The sequence below is a fragment of the Gammaproteobacteria bacterium genome (assembly GCA_028819075.1).
Classification (GTDB): domain Bacteria; phylum Gemmatimonadota; class Gemmatimonadetes; order Longimicrobiales; family Gaopeijiaceae; genus BD2-11.
Map to the genome: position 1 here is coordinate 101,812 of JAPPMM010000065.1, position 25,234 is coordinate 127,045.

Annotated in this window: 21 protein-coding genes; 2 read left to right on the plus strand and 19 right to left on the minus strand. The window is 68.9% G+C overall.

The window, feature by feature from the left end; translation table 11 throughout:
- Positions 1–5: 5 nt before the first annotated feature.
- From nuoH to ndhC, 8 genes are all read right to left on the minus strand, one after another.
- On the minus strand, positions 6–1,265 hold the full coding sequence (nuoH, locus tag OXU32_17265; protein ID MDE0075703.1) for an NADH-quinone oxidoreductase subunit NuoH: 1,260 nt from the start codon (positions 1,263–1,265) through the stop codon (positions 6–8).
- Complete coding sequence (locus OXU32_17270) at positions 1,262–2,722, minus strand: 2Fe-2S iron-sulfur cluster-binding protein (protein MDE0075704.1); 1,461 nt, start codon at positions 2,720–2,722, stop codon at positions 1,262–1,264. Before OXU32_17270 ends, nuoH begins: the two co-directional genes overlap by 4 nt.
- Positions 2,719–4,011 carry an NADH-quinone oxidoreductase subunit NuoF gene (gene nuoF / locus OXU32_17275; protein ID MDE0075705.1) on the minus strand — a complete coding sequence of 431 codons (1,293 nt, stop codon included), beginning with the start codon at positions 4,009–4,011 and terminating at the stop codon, positions 2,719–2,721. The genes OXU32_17270 and nuoF overlap by 4 nt, the downstream gene beginning before the upstream one ends.
- Positions 4,012–4,674, minus strand: coding sequence for an NAD(P)H-dependent oxidoreductase subunit E (locus OXU32_17280; GenBank protein ID MDE0075706.1), 663 nt, complete (start codon positions 4,672–4,674; stop codon positions 4,012–4,014).
- Positions 4,671–5,879, minus strand: coding sequence for an NADH dehydrogenase (quinone) subunit D (gene nuoD, locus OXU32_17285; protein MDE0075707.1), 1,209 nt, complete (start codon positions 5,877–5,879; stop codon positions 4,671–4,673). The genes OXU32_17280 and nuoD overlap by 4 nt, the downstream gene beginning before the upstream one ends.
- A gap of 65 nt (positions 5,880–5,944) precedes the next feature.
- Positions 5,945–6,574, minus strand: a complete 630-nt coding sequence (locus OXU32_17290; GenBank protein ID MDE0075708.1) for an NADH-quinone oxidoreductase subunit C — start codon at positions 6,572–6,574, stop codon at positions 5,945–5,947.
- The gene (gene nuoB, locus OXU32_17295) at positions 6,571–7,227 is read right to left on the minus strand and encodes an NADH-quinone oxidoreductase subunit NuoB (protein MDE0075709.1); all 657 of its coding nucleotides are present in this window, start codon (positions 7,225–7,227) and stop codon (positions 6,571–6,573) included. Before nuoB ends, OXU32_17290 begins: the two co-directional genes overlap by 4 nt.
- A 26-nt stretch (positions 7,228–7,253) precedes the next feature.
- The gene (ndhC, locus tag OXU32_17300) at positions 7,254–7,610 is read right to left on the minus strand and encodes an NADH-quinone oxidoreductase subunit A (protein ID MDE0075710.1); all 357 of its coding nucleotides are present in this window, start codon (positions 7,608–7,610) and stop codon (positions 7,254–7,256) included.
- A 577-nt stretch (positions 7,611–8,187) separates the two neighbouring features.
- On the opposite strand from ndhC, the gene OXU32_17305 reads away from it, so the two are divergent.
- Both OXU32_17305 and OXU32_17310 read left to right on the plus strand, forming a co-directional pair.
- A complete protein-coding gene (locus OXU32_17305; GenBank protein MDE0075711.1) occupies positions 8,188–8,484 on the plus strand; it encodes a hypothetical protein in 297 nt (98 codons plus the stop codon).
- A 140-nt stretch (positions 8,485–8,624) separates the two neighbouring features.
- Positions 8,625–11,189, plus strand: coding sequence for a TonB-dependent receptor (locus OXU32_17310; protein ID MDE0075712.1), 2,565 nt, complete (start codon positions 8,625–8,627; stop codon positions 11,187–11,189).
- Positions 11,190–11,276: 87 nt separating this feature from the next.
- On the opposite strand, the gene purH is transcribed toward OXU32_17310, so the two are convergent.
- The 11 genes from purH to OXU32_17365 all read right to left on the minus strand — a co-directional run bounded on the left by purH (position 11,277) and on the right by OXU32_17365 (position 25,195).
- Positions 11,277–12,950: a bifunctional phosphoribosylaminoimidazolecarboxamide formyltransferase/IMP cyclohydrolase gene (purH, locus tag OXU32_17315; GenBank protein ID MDE0075713.1), complete on the minus strand. Its 1,674-nt coding sequence runs from the start codon at positions 12,948–12,950 to the stop codon at positions 11,277–11,279.
- On the minus strand, positions 12,947–13,678 hold the full coding sequence (locus OXU32_17320) for a phosphoribosylglycinamide formyltransferase (GenBank protein ID MDE0075714.1): 732 nt from the start codon (positions 13,676–13,678) through the stop codon (positions 12,947–12,949). Before OXU32_17320 ends, purH begins: the two co-directional genes overlap by 4 nt.
- Entirely contained in the window at positions 13,675–14,331 is a 657-nt protein-coding gene (locus tag OXU32_17325; GenBank protein MDE0075715.1) for an MBL fold metallo-hydrolase, read from the minus strand. The genes OXU32_17320 and OXU32_17325 overlap by 4 nt, the downstream gene beginning before the upstream one ends.
- Before the next feature lie 58 nt (positions 14,332–14,389).
- Positions 14,390–14,719 carry an iron-sulfur cluster assembly accessory protein gene (locus tag OXU32_17330; protein MDE0075716.1) on the minus strand — a complete coding sequence of 110 codons (330 nt, stop codon included), beginning with the start codon at positions 14,717–14,719 and terminating at the stop codon, positions 14,390–14,392.
- Between the two features lie 140 nt (positions 14,720–14,859).
- Positions 14,860–16,254: an L-seryl-tRNA(Sec) selenium transferase gene (selA, locus tag OXU32_17335; protein ID MDE0075717.1), complete on the minus strand. Its 1,395-nt coding sequence runs from the start codon at positions 16,252–16,254 to the stop codon at positions 14,860–14,862.
- Positions 16,251–17,972 (minus strand): Ig-like domain-containing protein, encoded by a 1,722-nt coding sequence (locus tag OXU32_17340; GenBank protein ID MDE0075718.1) that lies wholly within the window; start codon positions 17,970–17,972, stop codon positions 16,251–16,253. Before OXU32_17340 ends, selA begins: the two co-directional genes overlap by 4 nt.
- The gene (locus OXU32_17345; GenBank protein MDE0075719.1) at positions 17,969–20,722 is read right to left on the minus strand and encodes a valine--tRNA ligase; all 2,754 of its coding nucleotides are present in this window, start codon (positions 20,720–20,722) and stop codon (positions 17,969–17,971) included. The genes OXU32_17340 and OXU32_17345 overlap by 4 nt, the downstream gene beginning before the upstream one ends.
- Positions 20,719–21,525 (minus strand): hypothetical protein, encoded by an 807-nt coding sequence (locus tag OXU32_17350; GenBank protein MDE0075720.1) that lies wholly within the window; start codon positions 21,523–21,525, stop codon positions 20,719–20,721. The genes OXU32_17345 and OXU32_17350 overlap by 4 nt, the downstream gene beginning before the upstream one ends.
- Entirely contained in the window at positions 21,525–22,163 is a 639-nt protein-coding gene (locus OXU32_17355; protein ID MDE0075721.1) for a fumarylacetoacetate hydrolase family protein, read from the minus strand. Before OXU32_17355 ends, OXU32_17350 begins: the two co-directional genes overlap by 1 nt.
- 86 nt (positions 22,164–22,249) lie before the next feature.
- Entirely contained in the window at positions 22,250–22,465 is a 216-nt protein-coding gene (locus OXU32_17360; GenBank protein MDE0075722.1) for a hypothetical protein, read from the minus strand.
- Positions 22,466–22,594: 129 nt separating this feature from the next.
- Positions 22,595–25,195 carry a DEAD/DEAH box helicase gene (locus tag OXU32_17365; GenBank protein ID MDE0075723.1) on the minus strand — a complete coding sequence of 867 codons (2,601 nt, stop codon included), beginning with the start codon at positions 25,193–25,195 and terminating at the stop codon, positions 22,595–22,597.
- Between the last annotated feature and the right edge of the window lie 39 nt (positions 25,196–25,234).

Sequence of the window (25,234 nt, forward strand, 5' to 3'; positions counted from 1 at the left end):
CGGGATCATGGGTGGGCGGCCGGCGCCGGGCGCGCAGCCCGTCCGGCTGGCGCGGCCCCGGTGATGATGCGGCCGCGGTCGAGGTAGAGGGCGAACATGGCGGTGGCGACGAGGCTCACTCCGGTCAGCGCCAGGGCGAAGCCCGGGCCGCCGGACACCCCCAGCTGATCCAGCACCAGGATGGTGGCGCCCACGAGCATGACGTAGGCGAGCGCGGTGGGCAGCATCACCTTCCAGCCCAGGTGCATGACCTGGTCGTAGCGGAAGCGCGGAAGGGTCCAGCGCACCCAGATGTAGAGGACCACGAAGAAGGTGGTCTTGAGCATGAAGGCGCCCAGGGTGAGCAGCGTGGTCCAGATCGACAGCTGCGCCGGGATGGGGTCGCCCGCCGCGGTAAATCCGGAGATGAGCCCGCCCTCGTACGGGATGAAGTTGTCCCCCGACCAGAAGGGGATGTCCCAGCCGCCCAGGAAGAGCGTGGCCATGAGCGCCGAAGCCGTGATCACGTGCGCATACTCGGCGATGAAGAACATGCTGAACTTCATGGACGAATACTCGGTGTGGTATCCGGTCACGAGCTCGGACTCGGCCTCCGGCATGTCGAAGGGCAGCCGGTTGGTCTCCGCGAATGCCGAGATGAGGAAGAGCAGGAAGCCGAGCGACAGGGGGAGGATGTACCACAGCCCCAGCTGCTGATCGGCGACCATCCGGGTGAGGGTGACGTTGCCCGCGAGCATCATGACCGGGATCAGCGAGAGCCCCAGCCCGACCTCGTAGCTCACCATCTGGGCGGAGGCGCGCAGGCCGCCCAGAAGCGCGTACTTGTTGTTGGACGACCAGCCGCCCAGGAAGATCCCGTACACCCCGAGCGAGCCGATGGCGAGGATGTAGAGCACCCCTACCGGCAGGTCTGCGACGATCATGTCCACCGTCCCCCACGGCGTGGGCAGCGGGGCGGCGAAGGGAATCACGGCGAATGTGACCAGCGCCGGCATGATCGACAGCATCGGGCCCAGAACGAAGAAGAAGCGCGATGCAGTGGCCGGGTCGGTCTCCTCCTTGATGATGTTCTTGAGGCCGTCGGCGATGGGCTGCAGGAGCCCGAACGGGCCCACCCGGTTCGGCCCCAGGCGATCCTGGATGAAGGCCGACAGGCGCCGCTCGGCCCAGGTGGCGTACATGATCGCCACCATCAGCGCCGTGAACACGGCCAGCACCTTGACGGCGGCGGCGATCAGGAAGGCCGTGGACGAGAGTTCGTTCATCGTTCTCCCGCGAGGGAGGCGGTCAGTGCGCCGAGCACCTGCCACGCGGGCTGGGCGCTCCCGGGGGCCCTGAGCGCGGGCTCGAAGCGCTGCACACGGGTCTGCACGTTGGTGAAGGTCCCCTCCTGCTCCGCGAAGGTGGTGACCGGGAGCACGAAGTGCGCGCTGCGGGCGGCCGGCGCCGGGTGGGCTCCGAGATACACGAAGAGCTCCGCACGCGAGCCGAAGTCCTCCGGCTGGTCGGCCAGTTCATCGCCCAGCACGATCAGCGTGCCGGTGCTCGCCGCCACCTCGTCCAGCCCTCCGCCGGCGTCGTCGCCTCCGACCCGGCGCATCCCCAGCAGTTCTGCGCCGCGTGTGTTGGGCGCCAGGTCGCGGCGGCGGGCCAGCACGGGGAAGCCGGGCAGCGGGACCTCGTCCGGGGCTCTCGCCGAGCGGTACACGATGTCGCCTCCGTCGATTCGCTCCACCAGCTCCCGCAGGGCGGCCAGATCCTCGTTGGATGCGTGCGCGGAAGCGACGGCGTGGACGGGAGCGCGGCAATCCTGGAGCCGCTCCCGCAACGAGGCGAGAGCTCCGTGCCATCCGGGCGCCGACCAGCCGCCGTCCCCTCGCGCAAAGGGCTCCTCGATCCGGTCGATCCGGTTCATCCACTCGTAGTGGCCGCGGCCGTAGTCGCACATCCAGTGGCCGTTGACTTCCGGGTTCTCCCGGGGCTTGAGCCGATGCACCACGTTGTCGCGGGTGTGGATGTCGACGTTGCATCCCTGAGAGCAGTTGGGGCACACGGACGGGGTGTGGTCGAGATCCCAGGCGCGCGCCTTGTGCAGGAAGTCCTTGGAGACCAGTGCCCCCACCGGGCAGATGTCGACGATGTTGCCCGACCAGGAGGAGTCCTTCAGTCCCTGCTCGAAGAAGGTGTCGATGACCGCCCGGTCGCCCCGCTCGACCACCGTCAGCACCGGGTCCTGCGCCATTTCTTCCATGAAGCGCACGCAGCGGGTGCACATGACGCAGCGGTCGCCGTAGAAGAGGACGTCGCCTCCGAAGTCGTCTCGGCCGAACACGCGCTTGGGCTCGACCCCGCGGCCGTGCGCGCGGCCCTCGGAGTGGACGTAGTCCTGCAGCTTGCACTCCCCGGACTGGTCGCAGATGGGACAGTCCAGCGGGTGGTTGATGAGGTAGAACTCGAGCACGCCCTTGCGCATCTCGCGCGCCAGCCCCTCGTCGGTGCGCACCACCTGGCCGTCCTGGGCCTGGGTGACGCAGGAGGGCATGGGCTTGGGTGCGCCTTCCACGTCCACCAGGCAGAGGCGGCACTGGGCGGGCGCGGACAGCGCGGCATGATAGCAGTAGTGCGGCACCTCCACGCCGATCTCCTCGGCCGCATGCAGCAGCGAAGTGCCCTCGGGGACCGTGACCCGCTGGCCGTCGATGGTCAGGGTGACGGTGCTCACGCGACCTCCGCTCTCTCGGCGCCGTGGATCAGGGCCAGGTACTCGTCCCGGAACTTCTCGATGGAGGAGACCACCGGGGCCGCCGCCGAATCGGAGAGCACGCAGATGGTGGTGCCGGTCATCTGGGCGCTCATGTCGAGCAGGGTGTCCAGGTCGGCCTCGGTGCCCCCGCCCGCTTCGATGCGGCGAAGCACCTGCGTCATCCAGGGAGTGCCCTCGCGGCAGGGGGTGCACTGCCCGCAGGACTCGTGCGCATAGAACTGGACCATGCGCCGCACCTCCCGCACGATGTTGGTGCGGTCGTCCATCACGATGACCGAGGCGCAGCCGAGCATCGAGCCCGCGGCCTCCACCCCCTCATAGCACAGCGTGCATTCCCGGCAATCCTCGACATCCATGAGCGGAACGGAACTGCCGCCCGGGATCACGGACTTGAGCGCCCGTCCTCCGGCCATGCCGCCGCACACATCCTCGATCAGCTCCATCATCGGAAAGCCCAGCGGCAGCTCGTAGTTGCCGGGCTTCTCCACGTGGCCGCTCACGCAAAAGAGCTTGGTGCCGGGGGACTTGTCGGTGCCCCACTGCCGGTACCACTCGCCCCCGTGCTCCACGATGTGGGGCACGGCCGCCAGCGTCTCGACGTTGTTGATGGTCGTGGGCATCGAATACACGCCCACGGCGGCCGGGAAGGGCGGCTTGACCCGCGGCTCCCCGCGACGGCCCTCGAGGGAGTTCATGAGGCCGGTCTCTTCACCGCAGATGTATGCCCCGGCACCCACGTGCACGGTCACCTCGATGTCGTTTTCCGAGCCCAGGATGCGGCGCCCGGCAAACCCTCGCTCGTACGCCTCCTCGACCGCCCGCGCCATGACCTGGCTGGCTTCGAAGAACTCGCCGCGGAGATAGATGTAGGCGTGCCGCGAACCCATCGCATAGGCTGCAATAAGGCACCCTTCGATCAACTGATGGGGATCCCAGCGAATCAGCTCGCGGTCCTTGAAGGTGCCGGGCTCCGATTCGTCGGCGTTGCACAGCAGGTAATGCGGCTTGACCCCCGCCTTCGGCATGAAGCTCCACTTGAGCCCGGTGGGGAACCCGGCTCCTCCCCTGCCCCGCAGTCCCGATGCCTTCACTTCGTCGATCACCGCGGCCGGCCCGATCTCGAAGGCTCGCTCGAGCCCGTTGTATCCGCCCCGCTCCCGGTATCCGTCGAGCGTGCGCGCCGCGGGATCCCCGAAGTTGCGCGAGATCATGCGCACCTCGCGCTCGTGCACGTAGGGGTAGGCCATCTACTCGCCGTGCTCCCTGAGGCGCTGCAGGAGGGCGGGCACGTCGTCCGGCAGCACGTTCTCGTAGTAGCGGGAATTGATCTGCACGGCCACCGGGAAGCCGCACGCGGCCAGGCACTCCACCTCGATGACGGTGAAGTCGCCGTCCCCGGAGGTTTCACCCAGCTCGGTGCCCGTGTGCCGCAGGAAGGCGTCGAGCACCTCCTCGCCCTTGCACAGGCTGCAGCTGATGTTGGTGCAGACCTGGATGAGGAAACGCCCCACCGGCTGCTTGTTGTACATCGTGTAGAAGGTGACCGTCCCGCGCACCTCGGCGGACGCCAGGCCGAGCAGCGCCGCCACCTCGTCCATCGTCTCGGGGGAGACGTGGCCGCGCAGCTCCTGGGCCAGGTTCAGCGTCGGAATGAGGGCGGCGCGCGCGGTCGGGTAGCGCGTGCGAATCTTCTCGAAGCGCTCCCGATAGGGACCCTCGAAGAGGACCGCGTCCGGATCCTTGTCGGGGAGCATGTAGGGATACGAGGGAGCCGCCGATTCGTGGCCTCCGTCGAGAGGCCGCTCGCCCACGAAATCGGTGCCGCGCACATCCGCTTCGGTAAGGTCGAACTCGCCCGTGTTGCCGGCCCAGCCGGGGTTGCGGAACGGCACGCGGGCGGGAGCGCTCATCGGTCGATCTCGCCCAGGACGATGTCGAGGCTCGCGTTGATCATGATGAGGTCGGCCACCAGGTGCCCCTCGGCCAGCTTCGCGATCGCGGACAGGTTGACGAAGGAGGGCGGGCGGATGCGCCAGCGCACCGGCTTGGGGCCCCCGTCGCCCACCAGGTACATGCCGAGCTCCCCCTTCGACCCCTCGACGGAGAAGTAGCAGTCCTCGGCGGGCGCGTCGATGCCGTCCATGATCAGCTTGAAGTGGTGGATCATCGACTCCATGTCGCTCATGCAGTCGGTCTTGCTCGGTAGGCTGATGCGCGGGTCCTGCACGTTGATGGGGCCATCGGGAAGACGGTCCAGCGCCTGGTGCAGGATGGCGACGCTCTGGCGCATCTCCTCCATGCGCACGAGGTAGCGGTCGTAGCAGTCCCCGTTCTCGCCGACCGGGACTTCGAAGTCGTAAGTCTCGTAGTCGTAGTAGGGCCGGTCCTTGCGCACGTCGTAGTCCACCCCGCTGGCGCGCAGGTTGGGGCCGGTAAGGCCACAGTCGATCGCGTCTTCGGGGCCGATCGCGCCGATATTCATGGTGCGGCCCTGGTGGATCGCGTTGGTGGTGAGCAGCGCGTCGATCTCGTTCAGGGTGCGGGGGAAGGTGTCGATGAACTCGCGCACGCCCTCCGCCCAGCCGGGCGGCAGGTCCGACATCATGCCCCCCACGCGGGTGGCGGAGGTCGTGATGCGCGCGCCCGTCAGCTCCTCGTGCAGCTGGTAGATGCGCTCGCGCTCCTGGAATGCGTACAGGAAGGGCGTGAAGGCCCCCACGTCGATGGCGGTGGTGCCCAGCCAGAGCAGGTGCGAGAAGATGCGGTCCAACTCCAGGCAGATCACGCGCACCACCTTGCAGCGCTCGGTGACCTCGATGCCCATCAGCTTCTCGACCGCCATGGCGTAGGCGCAGTTGTAGATCAGCGGCGCCAGGTAGTCCATGCGGTCGGTCAGCGGCACGATCTGGTTATACGTGCGGTACTCGCCCAGCTTCTCGAAGGAGGAGTGCAGGTAGCCGATGTGCGGCGTGACCGACAGCACGGTCTCCCCGTCCAGTTCGCAGATGAGCCTCAGCACGCCGTGCGTGGCGGGGTGCTGGGGCCCGATGTTGATGAGCATCTCCTCGGACCCGATGTCGGGCTCGGCGACATCGACGGGCGCCAGCGGTCCCATGGCGGGCCGGGCGTCCATCCCCATCTCCGCTCCCCGTCCCACCGGGATCTCCACCGTCCGCCGCGTCATCGGCCCGTGCTCCCCGGGGCGGAGGCCGGCGAGTCGTCCGCGGGGACGATCTGGGGCGCGCCACGTCCCTCCAGTTCCTCCGGCATGTAGTACTGCTCCATGTCCTGCGAGAGGGCGCGCCGGGTCTGCTCGGCGCGGGAGAAGCGGCCCCGCAGCGGGAAGTCCTTCCGCAGGGGATGGCCTTCGGCATAGTTCTCGGGCATGAGAATGCGGCGTAGGTCCGGATGCCCCCGGAACTCGACCCCGAACAGATCGTAGACCTCGCGCTCGAGCCAGTCGGCCGCGCTCCAGAGAGCGGTCACCGAGGCGATCGCGAGGCGGGAAAGCGGCAGCTCGCACTTCACCCGCAGCGCCTTGCGGTGCGGGATGGACCAGAGCTGGTAGACGACCTCGAGCGGGCGCCCGTCGCCGTAATCGACCGCGGTAACGTCCACCAGCAGGTTGAAGCGCTCGCCGGGATCGGTGCGCAGCCAGTCCAGCACCTCCGCGTTGCGGCCGGGGTCGATGTAGACCACCTGCTGGTCCCCGGATTGCACCAGGTCGCGCACGACGGCGTCGGGGAATGCGGCGCGCAGAGCTTCAACGGTGGCGGAAGCCGACATGCCGTGGCGGTCGGGTCGGGTCACGGAATCCGGTCGTCGGGCCGGTCGGAGGCGTCGGATCCGGTGGGGCCGCTCACCCGGTTCTGCCGGGTCGAATTGCCGAAAGGTCCGGAGAGCGCCAGCACTTCGTCGGCGTCGGCGCGCGCGCGGGCCACCTCTGCCGGATCCTCGGCGCGCAGCGCGCCGTGCTCGTTCAGGCTCTCCTGCCGGATCTTCTCCTGAATCATCATCAGCCCGTAGATGAGCCCTTCCGGTCTTGGCGGACAGCCCGGCACGTAGACGTCCACGGGGATGATGGTGTCGATCCCCTGCACCATCGAATACACGTCGAATACGCCCCCGGAAGAAGCGCAGGCGCCCATCGAGACGGCCCACTTCGGCTGGGGCATCTGGTCCCAGATGCGGCGCAGGACGGGCGCGAGCTTGTAGGGCACCCGCCCCGCACAGATCAGGACGTCGGCCTGGCGGGGGCTGAATGACATGCGCTCCATCCCGAAGCGGGCCAAGTCGAAGTTGCTTGCGGCCGCGGCCATCATCTCGATGGCGCAGCAGGCGGTGCCGAAGGGCATGGGCCAGAGCGAGTTGCGACGGGCCCAGTTGACGACGAAATCGAGGCGCGTGGTCAGAAACGTCGGGGTTCCCGCGCCCAATACCCCGCCCGGCGGCGAGGAGGCCACGGGAAGGCTCTCAGCAGGCTTTTCGCTCAGTCCCAATCGAGACCTCCTTTCTTCCATTCGTACACCAACCCCGCGGTGAGCACCGCCACGAAGATGGAAGCAGCCACGAATCCGCTCCACCCCAGCGCGCGCATCTCGACCGCCCAGGGGATGAGGAAGACCGCTTCCAGGTCGAAGACGATGAAGCTGATGGCGACGAGATAGAACTTCACGGAAAAGCGGGCCCGGGTGTCGCCCAGCGGGATCATGCCGGACTCGTAAGGCATTGCCTTTTGAGGAGTTGGCCGGCGAGGATTGAGGATGTGAGACAACGCCACCATGAACACTGCGTTGAGGGCGGAGACCCCGAAGATGAGCAGGATCGGCAGGTAGGCGTCCGACATCGAGTCGCCCGCATGTGGAGGGGTTTCGCAGGAGTTCGGGTGGCAGAAAGCTACCCATGCGCCCCCACCCGGTCAAGCCGGAACGGAGCGCCCGCGGGCCGATTCCGGGGGTGCGCCACAGGCCGGCGAAACCTTCCGGAGGCGGCCCGCAAACCCTGTCGCGGAGCGAGATCTCCGACGCGGGAGACCGCTGGAGGCACTGCCTCGAAGGCGGGCGATTCCGGTGTCCGCCGAAGGTCCGGGCACCGGAGGTACGGCACGGGGTATGGCAGAAGGCGCTCGGAGTCGCGGGCGGCGTGGCCGATCCGGAATCCGGCACGGCGTTTGCACGAGCCGCGTGCAGGAGTCCGTTACCCGAGGTACTTGGCCGACTGTACGGTCACTTTCTGCCGCACGTCGATGGTTCGGATCCGGAATATGAGCCCGAGACTTGGGACGCAAACCCACAAGCTGACAGGAGGACAATTCTCCGGAGCTGGCCCGGCCAGCAGATGATGACAATGAGTTCGACAATTGAGAATAGTGAGCCTGAAATACGGCTCGCGGGCAACCTTTGAACCACGAGGAGTGAACTGTGATGCGCCGCATTACGCGTCTTCGCACTCTCAACCAGGTTCGGCGCTTCCTGAACGTCGCCGACGCCCCGGGGTTGGGGACCGAAAACCGTGAATCCATATACGATTTCATCCGCAAGACACTGGACAAATTCAAATACCACGACCTCAGGAAGCGCGACAAGAGCTTGCTGAAGACGTTCCTCTCCAGGGTGACCGGGCTTTCGCGTGCTCAGCTGACCCGTTTGGTTGCCCAGCATCGCGAGACCGGCACCATTCGAGACCGTCGCAGCTCGCCGCCGGAATCAAGAGCCGCGTAACCGACACCGAACCCGGTGTAGCGTCCGGTCGGCGGAGGCGGAACGCGGGAAGAGCCTTGCCGCCATTCGGACCCGTTTCCATCATGCAACCGGCAGCGCGTTATCCGCACGCGTTCACGCGCCTCATGTTGGAGGACACCATGGCCGGTTTGTCAGTGCGGCTCCCCTCCCGTCGGCCTCGCGCGAAGCACTGCCGCCTCCATCGGACGTCGGCGCGCGGCGGCTCGGTGCTGATGGTGGTCGTCTGCAGCTTCCCGGCACTGATGGCATCGCCGGCGGTGGGACAGGAACTCCCGGACACGGTTCTGGCCGTGGACTCCCTGCTGGTCGTGGTCGGTTCGCGGGCACAGATACGGGATCCGGTGCTTCTCCCCGTCCCGGTGGACATCTACGGCTCCGAGGAGCTATCCCGCCTGGGTGACATCGATCTCGGCGAAGCGCTGGGGAGGATGGCGCCGTCGTTCAACTCGACGCGCTTGACGGTAGGCGACGGTGCGGCGTTCCACGTGGCCACGCTGCGCGGGATGAACCCGGATCAGGTGCTGGTGCTGATCAACGGCAAGCGCCGGCACGGGATAGCCTTTGCCAAGGTGCTCACCATGCTGGGCATGGGCACCACCGGCACCGACCTGCGCGCCATCCCGATTCATGCCATCGAACGCATCGAAGTTCTACGCGAGGGTGCAGCCTCGCAGTACGGGTCGGACGCCATTGCCGGGGTCATCAACGTCGTCCTGAGGGATGCGGCCGCCGGCTCCAGGTGGTCCACGTACCTGGGCCGCACCTCTTTCGGAGACGGCGAACGGCTCCTGACCTCCGGGAATGTCGGGCTGGGGCTGGGGGAGCGCGGCGGATTCCTGAACTTCACGGGGGAATACTCGCGGCAGACGCCCAGCCAGAGGGGTGGCGAAGCACCTGCCTGCTTCGGTCCGAATCCGGCCTATCCGCCGTGTGCGGACGGGGGCAAGGTGATGTACCTGTCGCGCAACGGTGAACCGGACTACGAGGGGGGCGCGGTGATGGCGAATGCCGCACTGCCCATCGGCGAGACGGCGGAGCTCTTCGCCTTCGGCAGCTTTTCGCGCCGCAGCGCGGTGTCGGACGGCCTGTACCGGAAGGCCGACTGGGTGCCTCGCAACGTCTCCTACGTGTACCCCGACGGCTTTTTTCCTACCGAGGAGTCCGACCTCGTGGATGCTTCGCTGGTCGCGGGGCTCCGGGGAGAGCTGGATGCGTGGTCGGCCGAACTGAGTGCCGGCTTCGGCCAGGGTCGCTTCGCGTTCGACGTGGCCAACTCCATCAACCCGTCATACGCCGCGGCGCACCTCGCCGGCAATCCAGCGGCGTCGGCTGCGGAAATCGGCGCCGCCGCGGGGCCCCGCTCGGCCCACAGCGGGACGCTGACCCTTCGCCAATTGCACCTGAACGCCGACGCCCAGCGCGACCTGGAACTGGGTTCGAGTCCGGGGCTGCTGGCCGTGGGCGCGGCATTGCGCGGCGAAAGCTACTGGATGGACGCGGGTGATCCCGTGAGCTATGGCTGCGGGCCCGGCAATACCGCCGGCAGCTTTCCCGCCGCGCACGACTTGAACGTGGATGGATCCGAGGTGGCGAGTTGCGGCATGCAGGGCTACCCGGGCTACAGCCCGCAGTCCGCGGTCGAGAGCGAACGGGACCGGCTCAGCGTGGGCGTCTATGCGGACTCGGAGATCAGGCCCCGGGACGAGGCGCTCACGCTGGGAGGAGCGCTGCGCTTCGAGAACTACAGCGACGCCGGCAGATCGCTCACGGCCAGGCTGGCGACCCGGCTTGAGCTGGGGGAGTCGGGAATCGCCCTGCGGGCCGCGGTCTCGACCGGATTTCGGGCACCGGGCCTGCCCCAGCGCGGCTTCAACACGTTGGGTTTCGTAGGCAGCAGCGCCGGGCTGCGCACGAACGGGTTTCTCCCCGAAGGCGATCCCATCGCCTGCGCGGACTTCGAGGCCTGCTCGCTTGGCCACGAGACGTCTCTCAGCCTCACGGGAGGCCTGGTCTTCGCGCACCAGAGCGGATTCCGTTTGACCGCAGACTACTATCGCGTGGCAGTCGAAGACGCGATCGCTCTCACGGAGGCGCTCGGCGCCGAGCACGGCCTGCGCGCCAACGCGCAGTTCCAGGGCCGACCGGTGGATGCGGTGGCGTTCTGGACGAACGCGATCGACACGCGCACCCGGGGATTGGACATCGTGGCCGGCTGGCGCTTCCGCGAAATGGAGTGGGGCGCCGCGGATCTCTCGGCCAGTCTGCACCGGAACGAGACGGCGATCACCGCAAACCGGAACCCCCATTTCATCCGCGATACGCAGACGATGCTCATCACCCGGGCTCAACCCGGGACGCGCATCGCCTTCAGCGGCGACGTGAGATGGGCGTCGGGCCTCGGCGCCCGCGTTCGCATGCGACGCATGGGGTCGATCATGGTGCCCACCGTGTTCGAAGATCCGACCGAAATCAGCGGCGCGGCCATCGCGGACGTCGAAGTCACGTTCACGATCGACGGCCGGATCCGGGTAGGGCTGGGTGCGAACAACCTGTTCGACAAGCTGCCGGCCCAGCTCCCGGACGACCATGTCGCGCAGCTTTGGTCCCTGAACTACGCCCCCGAGTCGCCCTACGGGATCGCGGGACGGATCACGTATCTGAAACTGGACGTATTCGCGAACTGACCCGCGGGACGCCGGGCCTGCCGGCCGGTGCCGTCGCAGCGGCTCCGATGGCCGTTCGAGGTCGGCCGGCGGGAAAACCGCCTCCCGTCAGTGCCGGAAGAGCCGCCTTCCCGTGAAGACCATCGCGACCTCGTGCTCGTCCGCTGCGGCGATGACCTCTTCGTCGCGGATCGAACCGCCTGGTTGCACGATGGCGCGAACACCGGCCGCCGCTGCTGCGTCGACACCGTCCCGGAAGGGGAAGAAGGCATCGGAGGCGAGGGCGCACCCGGAAAGGTCGAGCCCGGCGGCGGCGGCCTTTCTGACCGCGAGCTCGGAGGCGTCCACCCGGCTCACCTGTCCCATGCCGATGCCCAGAGTGGCGCCATCGCGCGCGAGCAGGATTGCGTTCGACTTCACCCCCGCGACCGCCGACCAGGCGAAGTCCAGGTCGTCGAGTTCACGCGCGGAGGGCGTGCGGCGGGTCACGACCTTCCACTCCGCGCTCTCAAGCCCGTAGAAAGGCGGCGATGGAACCGACTGCGCCAGCAGGCCGCCGGAGACGGTGCGCAGCGTGCGCGGTTCGGGGAGGCGGCCGTGCGCCGCGAGGAACGCTGCCGAAGCGCGGTGTTCGGACGGGGCTTCCCGCCACCAGTCGACGCGGTCCGGGTCGAGCGGCAAGTCGGCGGCCGCAACCGGGTCACCGGACATGGCCAGCAGGCGCAGGCCGGACTTGCGGGCCAGGATCTCCATGGCCTCGTCGTCAAAGGCGGGCGCGACCAGGCACTCGATAAAGAGTTCCGACATGTGCGCGGCCGTGGCGCCGTCAATGCGCCGGTTGACCGCGATCACGGACCCGAAGGCGCTCACCGGGTCGGTTCGCAGGGCACGCAGATAGGCCTCTTCCAGCGTCTCCGCGAGCGCCATCCCCGCGGGCGTGGTGTGCTTGACGATGCACACGGCGGGGCGCGCCGAGAAAGCGAACGGAGCGAGGCACTGGAGAGCGCCGTCGAGGTCGAGATAGTTGTTGTAGGAGAGCGCCTTGCCGTGGAGCTGCTCGAGGCCGGCCAGGCCGGCGACTCCGTGTCCGCGCCAGCGGTAGAACGCGGCCTCCTGGTCCGGGTTCTCGCCGTAGCGCAGCGTGCCTTGCAGTTCGGCGGACAACGCGAGGCGGGCCGGGAACATGCCGCCTCCGCTCCCGCCGGCCTTCCCCAACCATCCCGCCACGGCATCGTCGTATCCGCTCGTGTGCGCGAACACCTTCACCGCCAGCTCCCGGCGCAGCGCCGGGCTGTCTTTCTCCCGGTCCAGGGCCGCGAGCACGCGCGGGTAGTCGGCGGGATCCACCGCGGCCCAGACATCGGCGTGGTTCTTCGCCGCCGCGCGGATCATGGTGGGTCCGCCTATGTCCACCTGCTCCATCGCATCACCCACCGACACGCCGCCTCTCGCCACCGTCTCCCGGAACGGGTACAGGTTGACCGCCACCAGGCCCACGGGCGCGTAGCCCTGTCCGGCGAGCGCGGCCGTGTCGTCCCTGTTCCCGCTCCGGGCTAGGATTCCCGCATGGATAGCGGGGTGCAGGGTCTTGACCCGCCCGTCCATCATTTCCGGGTGTGAGGTGACTTCCGCCACCTGCCTGACAGGGAGCCCCGCGTCGGCGAGCGCGCGCGCCGTGCCCCCGGTCGAGACGATCTCCCATCCGCGGCGGACGAGACCGCGGGCGAACTTTTCGATGCCGCTCTTGTCCGAGACGCTCAGCAGCGCCCGTCGTCGAGTCATGTTCGCTCCTGTGTCGTGCGGAGCCGACCCCCAACCTCCGTGAAGCCGGCGGAAATCGCGCGCTCAAGGTCGACGGTGCCCCGTGAATGCGCCAGGAAGGCAGTTCCAGGCGGCGAAAACGGCGCCGGCCGGCACCCTCGGGCGAGCGCTCGGCCCAGTTGGTCCACCACCCGGGGATAGAGGAGATGCTCGACGCGAAGCACGCGGGCGGCGAGCGTGTGTGGGTCATCGTCCGCCCGCACCGGCACCGGCCACTGGGCGATGATCGGGCCCCGATCGTACTCCTCGTCCACGAAGTGCACGGTGGGCCCGGTTACCGTCGCACCGGCAGCCAGCACCGCCTCGTGCACGCGCATCCCGTACATCCCCTTCCCTCCGAACGCCGGGAGAAGGGCGGGATGGATGTTGACCATCCGCTCGCGGAACGCCGCGACGACAGGCGCGGGAATCAGCCGGAGGTAACCCGCCAGCGCGACGAACCCGATTTCGCTGGAGCGGAGGAGGTCGAGCGTTTCGCCCGCGACATCGCCGGACGATCGCCCGGCGACCGGGAGAAAGCGAGCCCGAATCCCGGCATGGCGGCCGCGCTGGAGCACCCTGGCGTCTTCCTGGTCGCTTACGACCAGCTCAACGCGCCAGGGGGGTGCGTCGAGGCCGGCGTGATAGTCGAGGATGGCCTGCAGGTTCGAGCCTGAACCGGACGCGAACACCGCCACGGGCAGGCTCACACGAACTCGCCTCCCTGGAAGGGCATCAGAAAGGGATTGGTTCGGCGCTCCCATCCCACCGTGGTCTCGGGACCGTGCCCGGTCAGAAGACGGGTGTCGTCGGGGAGCGTCAGCACCTGTTCGCGGATCGAGTGCAGCAACTGCTGCATGTCTCCACCCGGCAGGTCGGTGCGTCCGATCGAACCCGCGAAGACGACGTCCGCCACTACGGCGATCCGCTCGTCCTCATTGACCAGCACGACATGACCGGGAGAGTGACCGGGGGCGTGGCGCACGCGGAAGGCGCACTTCCCGAAACGGAGCTCGTCCCCGTGGGCAAGCGCTTCGTCGACGGCGGGCAGCCGCGGCGCGTGCACCCCGAAGGCAGTCGCCTGTTCGGTCGCGGCCCGGTAGAGGAAACCATCGGCCGGGTGGAGGAAGATCGGGGCGTCCGTGACGGTACGGATGTCGGGCACCCCCTCGACGTGGTCCAGGTGGGCGTGGGTCAGCACGACGGCCTTTACGTCCAGATGGTCCGCTTCGATCGCGCGGCACATGTCTGGCGCCGCTGCGCCCGGATCGATGACCAGCGTCTCGCGGGTTGCATCGCAGATCGCCAGCCACGCGTTCTGCTGGAAGCCGTCCGCGCCGGTGAAGGTCCTTAGACGGATCACCTGCGGGATGGGTTCGTCACGGGGGTCCTGGGGCGGTCCGCTCGGACCGGAAACGGGATCAGACCGTGAAGGAGCTTCCGCAGCCGCATCCGCCCGAAGCCTGGGGATTGGTGAAGCTGAAGCCTTGTCCCATCATGCTGGACACATAGTCGATCTGTACGCCCTCGAGGTACTGGGCGCTGAAGGGATCCACGAATACCCGGAAGTCGTCCAGCTCCAGCACTTCGTCGTCGTCTTCGGGAGCCTCTTCGATGTTCAGTCCGTACTGGAAACCGGAACAACCGCCCGGGAGCACGGCGACACGCAGCCCGGCGGCGGACCTGGGATCGTGTTCCTCCAGAAACTGCCTGATCTTCTCGGTAGCTTCGGGCGTCAGGGTGATCTGCATGGTCTTGCTCCTGAGGGTGCGACTCCATCAGTTGACGGGTCAACGGGAAAAACCCGGCTGGCGCGCCGGTGTTCCCCTTCCCCGCCGGCCCCTTGTCCGGCTCGCGCGCCGGCGCCTTGCGGGCCCGCACACATCGTGCCTTAATCCTCGTCCGGAAGGCACGCGCGCACAACCCGCTCCACGAGCAGCGACTCCTCTTCCGGCTCGACAGTACGAGGATCGAGGATGAGGCGATCGGCTTCCACGGGCGCAAGCACCGGCGGATCGCCGCGTCTCAGGCGCCCGGCGACGGCGGACACGGATCGCGCACCGGTGTCCGGTTCCACGACGAACGTGTCGAGGGCGACCCCCGGACAGGTGCCGCCCCCCACCAGCGAAGTTCCGCGCCTCACGCGGCCTGGCACGCCCCGGGCTTCGAGAGCGGCGGCGAGGCGGGTAGCCCGCTCGAGCAGCTCCCCCGGAGAGGCGGCGATCATGCGCAGCGCCGGGATCTCCCTCAGCGCGCGGCCGGGATCCCTGTAGAGGCGCAGGGTCGCCTCGAGCCCCGCCAGCGTCACCTTGTCGACGCGCAGGGAGCGGCAGAGCGGGTTCTGCCGCATCCTCGCGATCGGCTCCCCCCGTCCCACGAGGATGCCGGCCTGCGGGCCGCCCAGCAGCTTGTCCCCCGAGAAGCCGACCACGTGAGCACCGTTCGCCAGGCTGTCGGCCACCCGCGGTTCTCCCGGAAGGCCGAGCGCGGCGGGGTCCATCATCAGCCCGGTGCCCAGGTCGTGGAAGAAGTGGACACCCAGGCGATCGGCCAGCTCGGCCAGCTCGGCAACGCCGGCCTCTTCGGTGAACCCCTCGATGCGGAAGTTGGAGCGGTGCACCTTGAGCAGCGCCGCGACCTCGCCGGTGTTGAGCGCTGCCTGGTAGTCGCCGACGCGGGTGCGGTTGGTGGAGCCCACTTCGCGCAGCCGGACCCCGCTGCGTACCAGGATCTCCGGTATGCGGAAGCCGCCTCCGATCTCTACCAGTTCTCCCCGCGAGACCGCGACTTCCTTCCCCGCTGCGAGGGTGTTCATGCCCAGCACGAGCGCGCCGGCGGCGTTGTTGACCACGAGCGCGGCTTCGGCCCCCGTGAGTTCCCGCAGGAGTTGTACGCAGTGCACGTAGCGCGACCCGCGGCTCCCGCGCTCCAGGTCGAACTCCAGGTTGCCGTACCCGCGCGCGGCGCGGGCCATGGCGGAGCGGGCGGCAGGCGCGATGGGCGCCCGGCCCAGGTTGGTGTGGAGCACCACGCCGGTGGCGTTGATCACCGGCCGGAGGGAGGGGATGCCGTCCAGGACCAGCGCCTTTTCGACCTCGCCGGCGAAGTCGCCGATGTCCGGCGGCGCGTGGCCGGTTCCGCGCGCGAGATCCTCCCTGGCGTGGTCCAGCGCCGAGCGCAGGTGGTGGACGATCCGCTGGCGCGGATGCTCGGCGAGCAGCGCGGCGAAGGCGGTGGAAGCCAGCGCCCGGTCGACGCTCGGCAGGTGGCGGCGCGGATCGGTCATCGCGCCGTGCGCGGCGGCGAACCGCGGGAGAACCGGCTCCGCGCCGGCGGCATCCGCGCCCGCCTGGCGCGCAAGGGGAGGTTGGTGGCCGGGAGAAGCGCGACGGTGTCGCGGCGCACCGAATCTCCCGGTGGTGCCGAAACCGTGTCGCGGCGCAGGGAGTCTGCGGCCGGCGACGGGATCGTGTCCCTGCGGACGGAGTCGGCCGGAAGCGGAATGGTGTCGCGAGCGGTCGAGTCGGCCGGGACGGTCAGCGTGTCGTCGGGCGTTGCTTCCCCGGGGGCGTCCGCTGCCGCGGGAATGGTGTCGCGAGCAGTCGAGTCGGCGGGAGGGAGCGTGTCGCCAGGGGCCGCCGGGATGGTATCCGTGGCAACGCTGTCCGCCTCGGCTTGCGTGGTGTCTTCGGGGGGCGGGGGCGGGGCGGGACGGGTAAAGCCGACGGTGCCCCCGCCTCCCCCCACGCCGTTGATGTTGGTGATGTTCGATATCTCGACCTCGTAGGGCACCTCGGGGACCAACACCCCGTCCAGGATAACGACGAAGGTTTGCTGCGCCGTGGGCTCTTCCTGCTCCGCCTCCCCGGCTTCCGGCGCGTCCTGCGCCGCCGGAGCGGGCGGCGGGGCGGGTTCCGTCTCGGCCGGCCCGGGTGCGGCTTCGGGATCGGCTGCCGCCGTTGTATCCCCTGCCGCAGCCTCCGCCTGCGCCGCCGAATCCGCCTGCGCCTGCGCCACGCTGTCCCGAACGGCTTGTTCCCGCGCGAGGCTGTCGGCCAGCGCGCTCCGATAGGCGTCCGCCTCGTGCTGATGGAGGACGGCCAGGGCTCCGGGCGCGTCGACGCTGTCGGAAGTGACCACGACGCGCACATCGTCCAATGGGAGTTCCGGATCGAGGTAGTCGTCGAGGGAGACGCCGAGGCTGATGGAGTCCTCGACGGTAACGCGCGCGAGCCGGGCCGAGGTGGTGTCGCGCGCCAGCAGCGCGACCTCGAGCACAATCGTCGTGTCGGCGGCTTCGCCAGCGCCGTTCAATGGGGCCGGACGCGTTCCCTGGGGCTCGGTGAAGTCGGGCTGGGCGTTCCGGTTGCGGTCCAGGTAGGCGCTCACCACATAGTCGCCCGCCGGCAGGTAGCGCAGCGCGAAGATCCCCGCGCTGTCGGTGACGGCGGTGTGCACCACGCCGCTTTCGGCGACCGCCGCATCCACCCGCGCGTCACGAAGGGGCTCGCCCGTAAGCCGGTCGACGACCGAGCCCGCGACAACGTTGGGGGTGAACTCCGGCCCGGTCGAGAAAAACAGTTCGAAGGGTTCCTGAAGGGCATTGCCGAACATGTCCTGAATGACCGGCAGCACCGTCACGCGGTAGATGTGCCCGGCCTCGAATCCGCCCAGAGCGCGCACCGTGAGTCCCTCGCGGCCGTGCGACACGCGCACCTCGCCCGAGGCCGGCGACACCACCACCGACTGGTCCAGGGTGCCCGCGCTGGGTCGCTCGCTGATGCGCTCGCTGAAGCGGAGGGTCACCGGAGAACGGAAGGGCTCAACGGTGGAGAATGTATCCGGCTCGCTCAGGATCACGATCGGGGGAAGCCGGTCGGGAGGGCCGCCGGGAGGGGTGGCTTCGCGCGCACACCCCGCCATCAGCGCGCCGAGCAGAGCGGGCAGCAGCAGGGGCGTCCGCCCCGGATCCCTGCCCCGCGGCCGTTCGAATGCGGGGATCACCGGTGCGCCAGCGCCGCCAGTTTCTCCTGCAGCTTGTCGTGCTGTTCGCGGAAACTGGCGAGCTTGTCGCGCTCGTGGGCCACAACCCGTTCGGGCGCGCGCTCGAGAAAATTCCGGTTGGCCAGCTTGCGCCGGGCCCCGTGCATCTGTCCGCCGAGGCGCGCGACCTCCCGCCGGAGGCGGTCCCGCTCCCGGTCCAGGTCGATGACGTCCTCGAGCGGAATGAAGACTTCGGCGCCGTTCTGCAGGACCGCATGCGCGCCTACGCCGCGAGGCCTTCCGTCGAGCATCACCGCCTCGACGCGCGCGAGCCTCGCGATCGCCTCTGCCCCGGCGGCCAGCGTCTCCGTGAAACCGGGGGGCACCGAGGTGAGGACAACCCTTACCCGCCGGCCCTCCCCGACCCCGTATTCCTTGCGCAGGCGCCGAACCCCGGTGATGAGTTCCTGCAGAGCCGCCATCTCACGTTCCACCCCGGGCGCCTCCCACCGGGACTGCGCCTCGGGCCACGGCGCCACCATCAGCGCGGGAGGGCGTTCGGCGCCCTCCGGAAGCCGCAACCGTTCCCACAGCGCCTCGGTAACGAACGGCACGACGGGGTGAAGCAGCCTCAGGATGGTGTCGAAGGCGCGGGCCAGCGTCGCCCTGGCCGCCGTCCGGCTCGCCTCCCCCGCATCGCCGCGAAGGCGGGGCTTGACCATCTCCAGGTACCAGTCGGCGAACTCGCCCCAGAAGAGCTGGCGCAGCCGCTCCGCGGCCTCGTGCAGCCGGAACGCTTCGAGCGCCTGCGTCACCTCCCGGCAGGAGACGGACAATCGCGACAGCATCCAGCGGTCGGCCAGCTCCAGATCCTCCTCCACATCCTCGGGACGCGGAGCTGGTTCGTCCCCGAGGTTCGCGAGCGTAAAGCGGCCGGCGTTCCAGAGCTTGTTGGCGAAGTTGCGCCCCGGCGCGAACGAAGCCTCCAGATCGGTGTGGTCCAGGCGGATGTCCGCTCCCACCCCGCATTCGGCCACCATCGTATAGCGCAGCGCATCGGCTCCGAAGCGCCTGACCACCTCGAGCGGATCGATCCCGTTGCCGCGGGACTTGGACATCTTGTGCCCGCTGATGTCGCGCACCGTGCCGTGCAGATACACTTGGGTGAAGGGCGTCTCCCCCATGACTTCGAACCCGGACATGATCATCCGGGCGACCCAGAAGAAGAGGATCTCCGGGGCGGTGGAGAGGACGTGCCCGGGGTAGAAGACATCGAGGTCCTCGGATTCCTCGGGCCACCCGAAAACCGAGAAGGGCCACAGCCAGGACGAGAACCAGGTATCGAGCACGTCGGGATCCTGCTCCAGGTCCCCGGAGCCGCAGGTCGGACAGGCGTCCGGGTCCTCCAGCGCGGCGAAGATGTTGTCGCACCCGCAGTACCAGACGGGGATGCGGTGCCCCCACCACAACTGCCGCGAGACGCACCAGTCGCGGATGTTCTCCATCCACTTCTCGTAGTCGTTGCGGCGTCGCTCGGGGACGAAGGTCACGACGCCGTCGCGCGAAGCCTGGAGCGCCGGTTCGGCGAGCGGTTCCATGCGCACGAACCACTGCTTGCTCAACCGGGGTTCGACCACCGTGTCGCAGCGATAGCAGCGCGGCACGGTGTGCGGGTGCGGCTTCGAGCCGGCTACCAATCCGCCCGCCTCCAGCGCCTTCAGCACGGCGCCGCGTCCCTCCTCGCGGCTCATCCCGCGAAAGGCCGGCGGGACGTTCTCGTTCAGACGCGCATCCCGGGTGAGGATGTTCAGGAGCGGAGCCCCGGAGCGGCGAGAGATCTCGAAGTCGTTGATGTCGTGCGCGGGCGTGACCTTCACCATCCCGGTACCGAAATCGCGATCGACGAAATCGTCGCCGACGATGGGGATGCGACGGCCGGCCAGCGGAAGCACGGCTTGGGCGCCGATGAGTCCGGCGTAGCGCTCATCCTGCGGATTGACCGCCACGGCGGTGTCGCCCAGCATGGTCTCCGGGCGCGTCGTGGAAACCGTCAGATACCAGGAGCCATCGTCCGCGCGGTCCAGCGATCCGCCCAGGCGGCGTGCCTCGGCGGCGCGGTCCCAGGCGGCCTTTTCCAGAGGATAGCGCAGATCGTAAAGCGTCCCTTCGACCTCATGCCCCTCGGCTTCCTCGTTGGAAAGCGCGGTCAGGCAGCGGGGGCACCAGTTGACGATGTACTCGCCGCGATAGACCAGGCCCTTCTCGAAGAGGCGCACGAACACGGTGCGCACGGCTTTGCTCAACGCCGGCTCGAGCGTGAAGCGAGTGCGTTCCCAGTCGCACGAACAGCCGATCGCGCGCAACTGCTCGAGGATCAGGCCGCCGGTCCTGTCGATCCATTCCCAGGTACGCGCGAGGAAGGCTTCACGGCCGAGGTCGTGGCGGGTTTTGCCCTCGGCGGCGAGTTGGCGCTCGACCACGTTCTGGGTGGCGATGCCGGCGTGGTCGGTGCCGGGGACCCAGAGGGCCGCCCGTCCCTGCATGCGGCGCCATCGCACCAGCACGTCCTGGATGGTGTTGTTGAGCCCGTGCCCCATGTGCAGGACCGCGGTCACGTTGGGGGGCGGGATGACGACCACGAACGGCTCGGTGCCCTGCTCCCGGGCCCGCTCGGCGGTCATGCGGAAGTACCCGCCGTCGAGCCAGCGGCGGTAGATGCGTGGTTCGATCCGGCCGGGATCGAGACGGGGCGGCAGGTTGAGGTCGGTCATGTCCCCGGCGGGCGGCGCACCGAATCCCCGCGCGCCACCGCGCGCTCGGTGTCCATGCGTTCACGGATCGCCCGCGCGCGGTCCTTCCAGGACTGCTCCACGGCGGCCGCAACCGCGCCCCGCTGCAGCTCCATCCATTCCCAGTCGCGTTCCCGCAGCTCGTTGATGCGCGAGGGGTTGGGACCGAACTGGAAGGGAAGCGGGAGCGTAATGTTGCCCAGGTGGATCTTGCCCGGGGAGAATCCCCAGCGGCCGCCGTCGGCGTCCGTGTAGGTCCAGTCCATCGCGGCGACCCGGGCGGCCTCTGCGGTCGTGATCGAGTCGATCCAGAGCTCGAGGACCGCGGCCATCTCGAAGCGGGCGCGCTCCTCGAGGGTGAGGTCGAGCAACTCCGGGTCGATGGGGCGCCAGACCTCGGGGTTGTTCATGAAGGGCCGCAACCGCTCCGCGGCGGTGCGCGGGTCGCCTGCCGGGACTTCGACGTCGGCCACGACGACCGTCGGACTCGCGTCCTCCGGAAGCTCCGCTTGCTCGGGCGCCGGGACGACCTCGGGCTCCGGCTCCGGAGCAGGCTCCGGGGTCGCTTCCTCGAGTTCGAGCAGCTGCACGATCTGCATGCCGTCCTGGCTGGCTGGTACGAAGACAGGCAGGGGCGGGAGAGCGGGCGCCGCCTCGGGGTTCAGATGCGGATAGACCAGAATCACGATCGCATGCGTCGCCACGGAGATGGCTGCCGCGACCCAGCGCACCCACCGGGGAGCCCCGGAGGAGGCGATCGAGCGGGCCGCGGGCGCATCCCTCATCAGCTCGAATCGACCTCCTCCACCGCCACCGGGTTGGCCACCGTCCCGACGCCCGGGATCTCGACTTCGACCCGGTCGCCGGGAGCGAGCGGTCCGATGCCGTCGGGCGTGCCGGTCGCGATCAGGTCCCCCGGCTCGAGGGTCATGACCGCGGTGATGAAGCGGACCAGCTCGGGGATCGGGAACACCATGGTGTTCACATGGGCGTGCTGGCGCACGTGCCCGTTGACGCGCGTGATCACCTCGAGCTGGCCGACATCCACGTCGGCCACCGGGACCGGTTCACCCACGGGGCAGAAGGTGTCGAAGCTCTTGGCGCGCGTCCACTGTCCGTCCCTGCGCTGCAGCTCGCGCGCGGTCACGTCGTTCAGCGGGACGATGGAATCGACCACGTCCCAGGCATCCTCGCGCGCCACCCCGCGGGCACGCTTCCCCACCACCAACGCGATCTCTCCCTCGAAGTCCACCCGCCCGGCCCACGAAGGCATCCGGATGGTCTCGCCGGAGGCCAGCAGCGAGGAAACCGGCTTCAGGAAGATGATCGGCTCAGGGGGAACCTCGGTGCCCAGCTCCTGTGCGTGGAGCGCATAGTTCTTTCCTACGCACACGATCTTGGTGGGGATATTCTTCAGGCTCATGGGGACGCGCCCGTGCTTTCCGTGGTTGAGGTGATCAGAGGTCGAATCGGGACCCGTCCGAGGCAGCCGCGCGCGGTTTCGGCCTTCTAACCGCCCGATGGCAAGCGGTTCCTCCGGCGCGTGTGCAGAAGCGTGCCGACCAATGCCCCCAATCCGGCGACGGCGAGGAAGCCACCGATCACGGCCCACCAGAAGCCCAGGTCGGCGTGCCCGCCGGCCCATCCATCCGCCGAGTGGCCGAAGGCCAGGAAGGTTATGACCGCGTAGAAGGCTGCGACGAGTATGCCGGCGATCCGTTTCATGGAATCAGAGCCCGATTCGGGTGCCGCGCAGAGGCAGGACCTCTGTCGCGTGAAGGGGAGACCGCGAACGCTGGTAATGTACCCCGTTGGTCGCGGGGGACAAGCTGCCGGCCGTGTCCCGGCTCTTGCCTATCCGGTGTGCTGCGCGGCCTGCGGTTCGCCGGCGGGCTCGTAGAATGCGCGCAAGTACTCCTCCACGCGGCGCCAGGGCCCGTGGGCGAGCGGCGCCGGGGGGAGCGAGTCGAGCAGGTAGCGGCCGTAGCGGTACTTGACGATGCGCGAGTCCAGCAGCACCACGGCCCCCCGGTCCCGGCGCGAGCGCACCAGGCGACCGAATCCCTGGCGCAGGCGAAGCGCCGCCTGAGGCAGCATGAACTCCTGGAACGGATTCCCTCCGGCCGCCTCGATGGCTTCCATGCGTGCCTCGACCACGGGATCCGTGGGGACGCTGAACGGAAGCTTCTGGATGAGCAGTGCGCGCAGGGGGCGGCCGGGCACGTCCACTCCCTCCCAGAAGGAGGACGTGCCCAGCAGGATGGCGTTGCCCGCCTCGACGAAGCGGGCCAGGAGCCGGGACCGGTCATCCTCGCCGTGCACCAGCAGCGGCCAGGATCCCGCTCCCTCCGCCCTGAGCGCCTTCGCCACCGCGCGCAGGGATCGATGCGAGGTGAAGAGGGCGAACAGCCCACCCCCGGAGATGTCGGCGAGCGCGGCCACCGCCCGGGCCGTGGCACGATCGAAGGAACCGCTTCCCGCGGAAATTCCGAACGATGGCCGGGGCAGGTCCGACGGGACGCAAAGCAGGGTCTGCGCACCGAAGTCGAAAGGAGAGTCGATGCGTGCTTCATCGACCTTCAGGGCGCCCACCTCCCCGGTATCGCCGGCGAGCCCGAGACGTCTTCGCAGAAAGCTGAAGTCCTTGCGCGTGGTCAGGGTCGCGGAGGTGAGCACGGTGGTGCGAACGCGCTCGAACAACTGTTCTCTGAGCAGTTCGTCCAGCTCGATGGGCGCGGCGGCGAGGTGCAGATTGCGCCGTTTGCCGCGCCGGGCGCTTCTCTGCTCCACCCAGCGAACGTATCGCTGTCCGTCTTCCGCCGGATCCAGGACGAGGCGCAGGCTCCGCGAAGCATTGGTCAGGCGGCGCTCGATGCTGCGCAGATCGAGGATCCTGCCCTCCAGCGGTTCGCGCCACTCGTCGGTGAGCTCGATGCGCAGGGACAGTTCCGAAAGTTCGCGGGCCAGCCCAGCGAGCGCGTCCAGCAGCGCGCTGAAGTTCTCATGCACGCGAGCCCGGTCGATCGGTTCGGGGAGTTGCTCGGAACCCAGCCTGACGCGCACGCCTCCGGGGAGGGGCGTCATCTCGTCGAGGATCTCGAAGAAGGCCTGGAATGCCGCGCGCGCCTGCGTGAGCGATGGGAGCACCCGGTCCGTCAGGCGGTCCAGAAGCGGTTTTGCGGCGGGACGTGCCAGGGAGCCCTCCGGCCGCACGCCATCCTCCGTAGCCGTGGGCAGGCCGGTGAGCTTGCGGCGCACCACGCCCGCCACGCGTTCCAGGCGGGTCAGCGTGGCGCCCAGCCCTTTTCGGCTCAGGCTTGCACCCAAGTGGCTGGTGGCGGCGTCCTCGACGTTGTGCGCTTCGTCGAGAATCAGTCGCCGGTACGCCGGCAGCGCCGCGGACTGGGTGAAGTTGTCGGTGACGATGCGCAGGGAGAGGTCGGAGAACAGCAGGTGGTGGTTCACCACCAGCACGTCGGCCGATGCCGCAACCCGGCGCGAGCGCTGGTAGAAGCAGGACTGGAAGTGCGGGCAGCGGGCGTGCAGGCAGATGTCGGAGTCGGACTGCACTTCCTCCCATACTTCGCGGGACGGGGCAGTCGCCAGGTCTGCGAGCGATCCGTCCTCCGTTGCGGCGATCCAGTCGAGCAGCCCGTTGACTTCGCGGGTGCGGTCCTCCTCGAAGAGGGTGGCCGCGCCTTCCGCCGCCAGGTGCGCGCGGCGGATGGAGATGTAGTTCCCCCGGCCCTTCATCAGCGCCCAGCGGAAGTCCTCTCCCAGAAGCTCGCGCACGAGGGGAAGATCCTTGGCGACGAGTTGTTCCTGCAGGTTGATGGTGTTGGTGGAGACGACCGTGCGTTCCTTGTTGCGGATCGCCCAGCGGGCCGCGGGGAGCAGATAGGCGACCGACTTTCCGGTGCCGGTGCCGGCCTCCACCAGGGTCACCCCTCCCTGATTGTATCCCCGCGCCACCTCCGCCAGCATGGCGCGCTGGCCCGGACGATCCTCATAGCGCCCGTGCAGGCGCGACAGCGCGCCGCCCGGGGCGGCCACCGCCTCCAGTTCGGGGATATCCAGGGGTTCGAGCGACGACGGCGGCGGCGGTTCCACCACCACGTACAGCGCCCGCGCCAGGTTGTCGACGATGGCGCTGCCGACGCCCTGCTCGTAGAGCTGTCCGGCCACGTGGAGGTCCGCGTCGGAGGGCTCCAGCACCCCCGAGGGGTGGTTGTGCAGCATGATCTCGCCGGTGCGCGCGTCGTTGGCGGCGGCGAGCACGGCGGCTCGATTGCCACGGGCCACGGTGCGCGGGTCAACGATGACGCGCTCGGGGGTCACGGTGGCGAGAAAGCTGACCTCGCGCCCGCCCGCCCGCGCGATCTGCTCGCGCATGCGGCCCGCCGCCTCGCGAGCGAGGACGAGATCGGGCCGCGGACGAGTCCGCTCGGCGGTCACGGGGCGGAGGTCCGGAGTATGATCTTCCCTGCCGTCGGC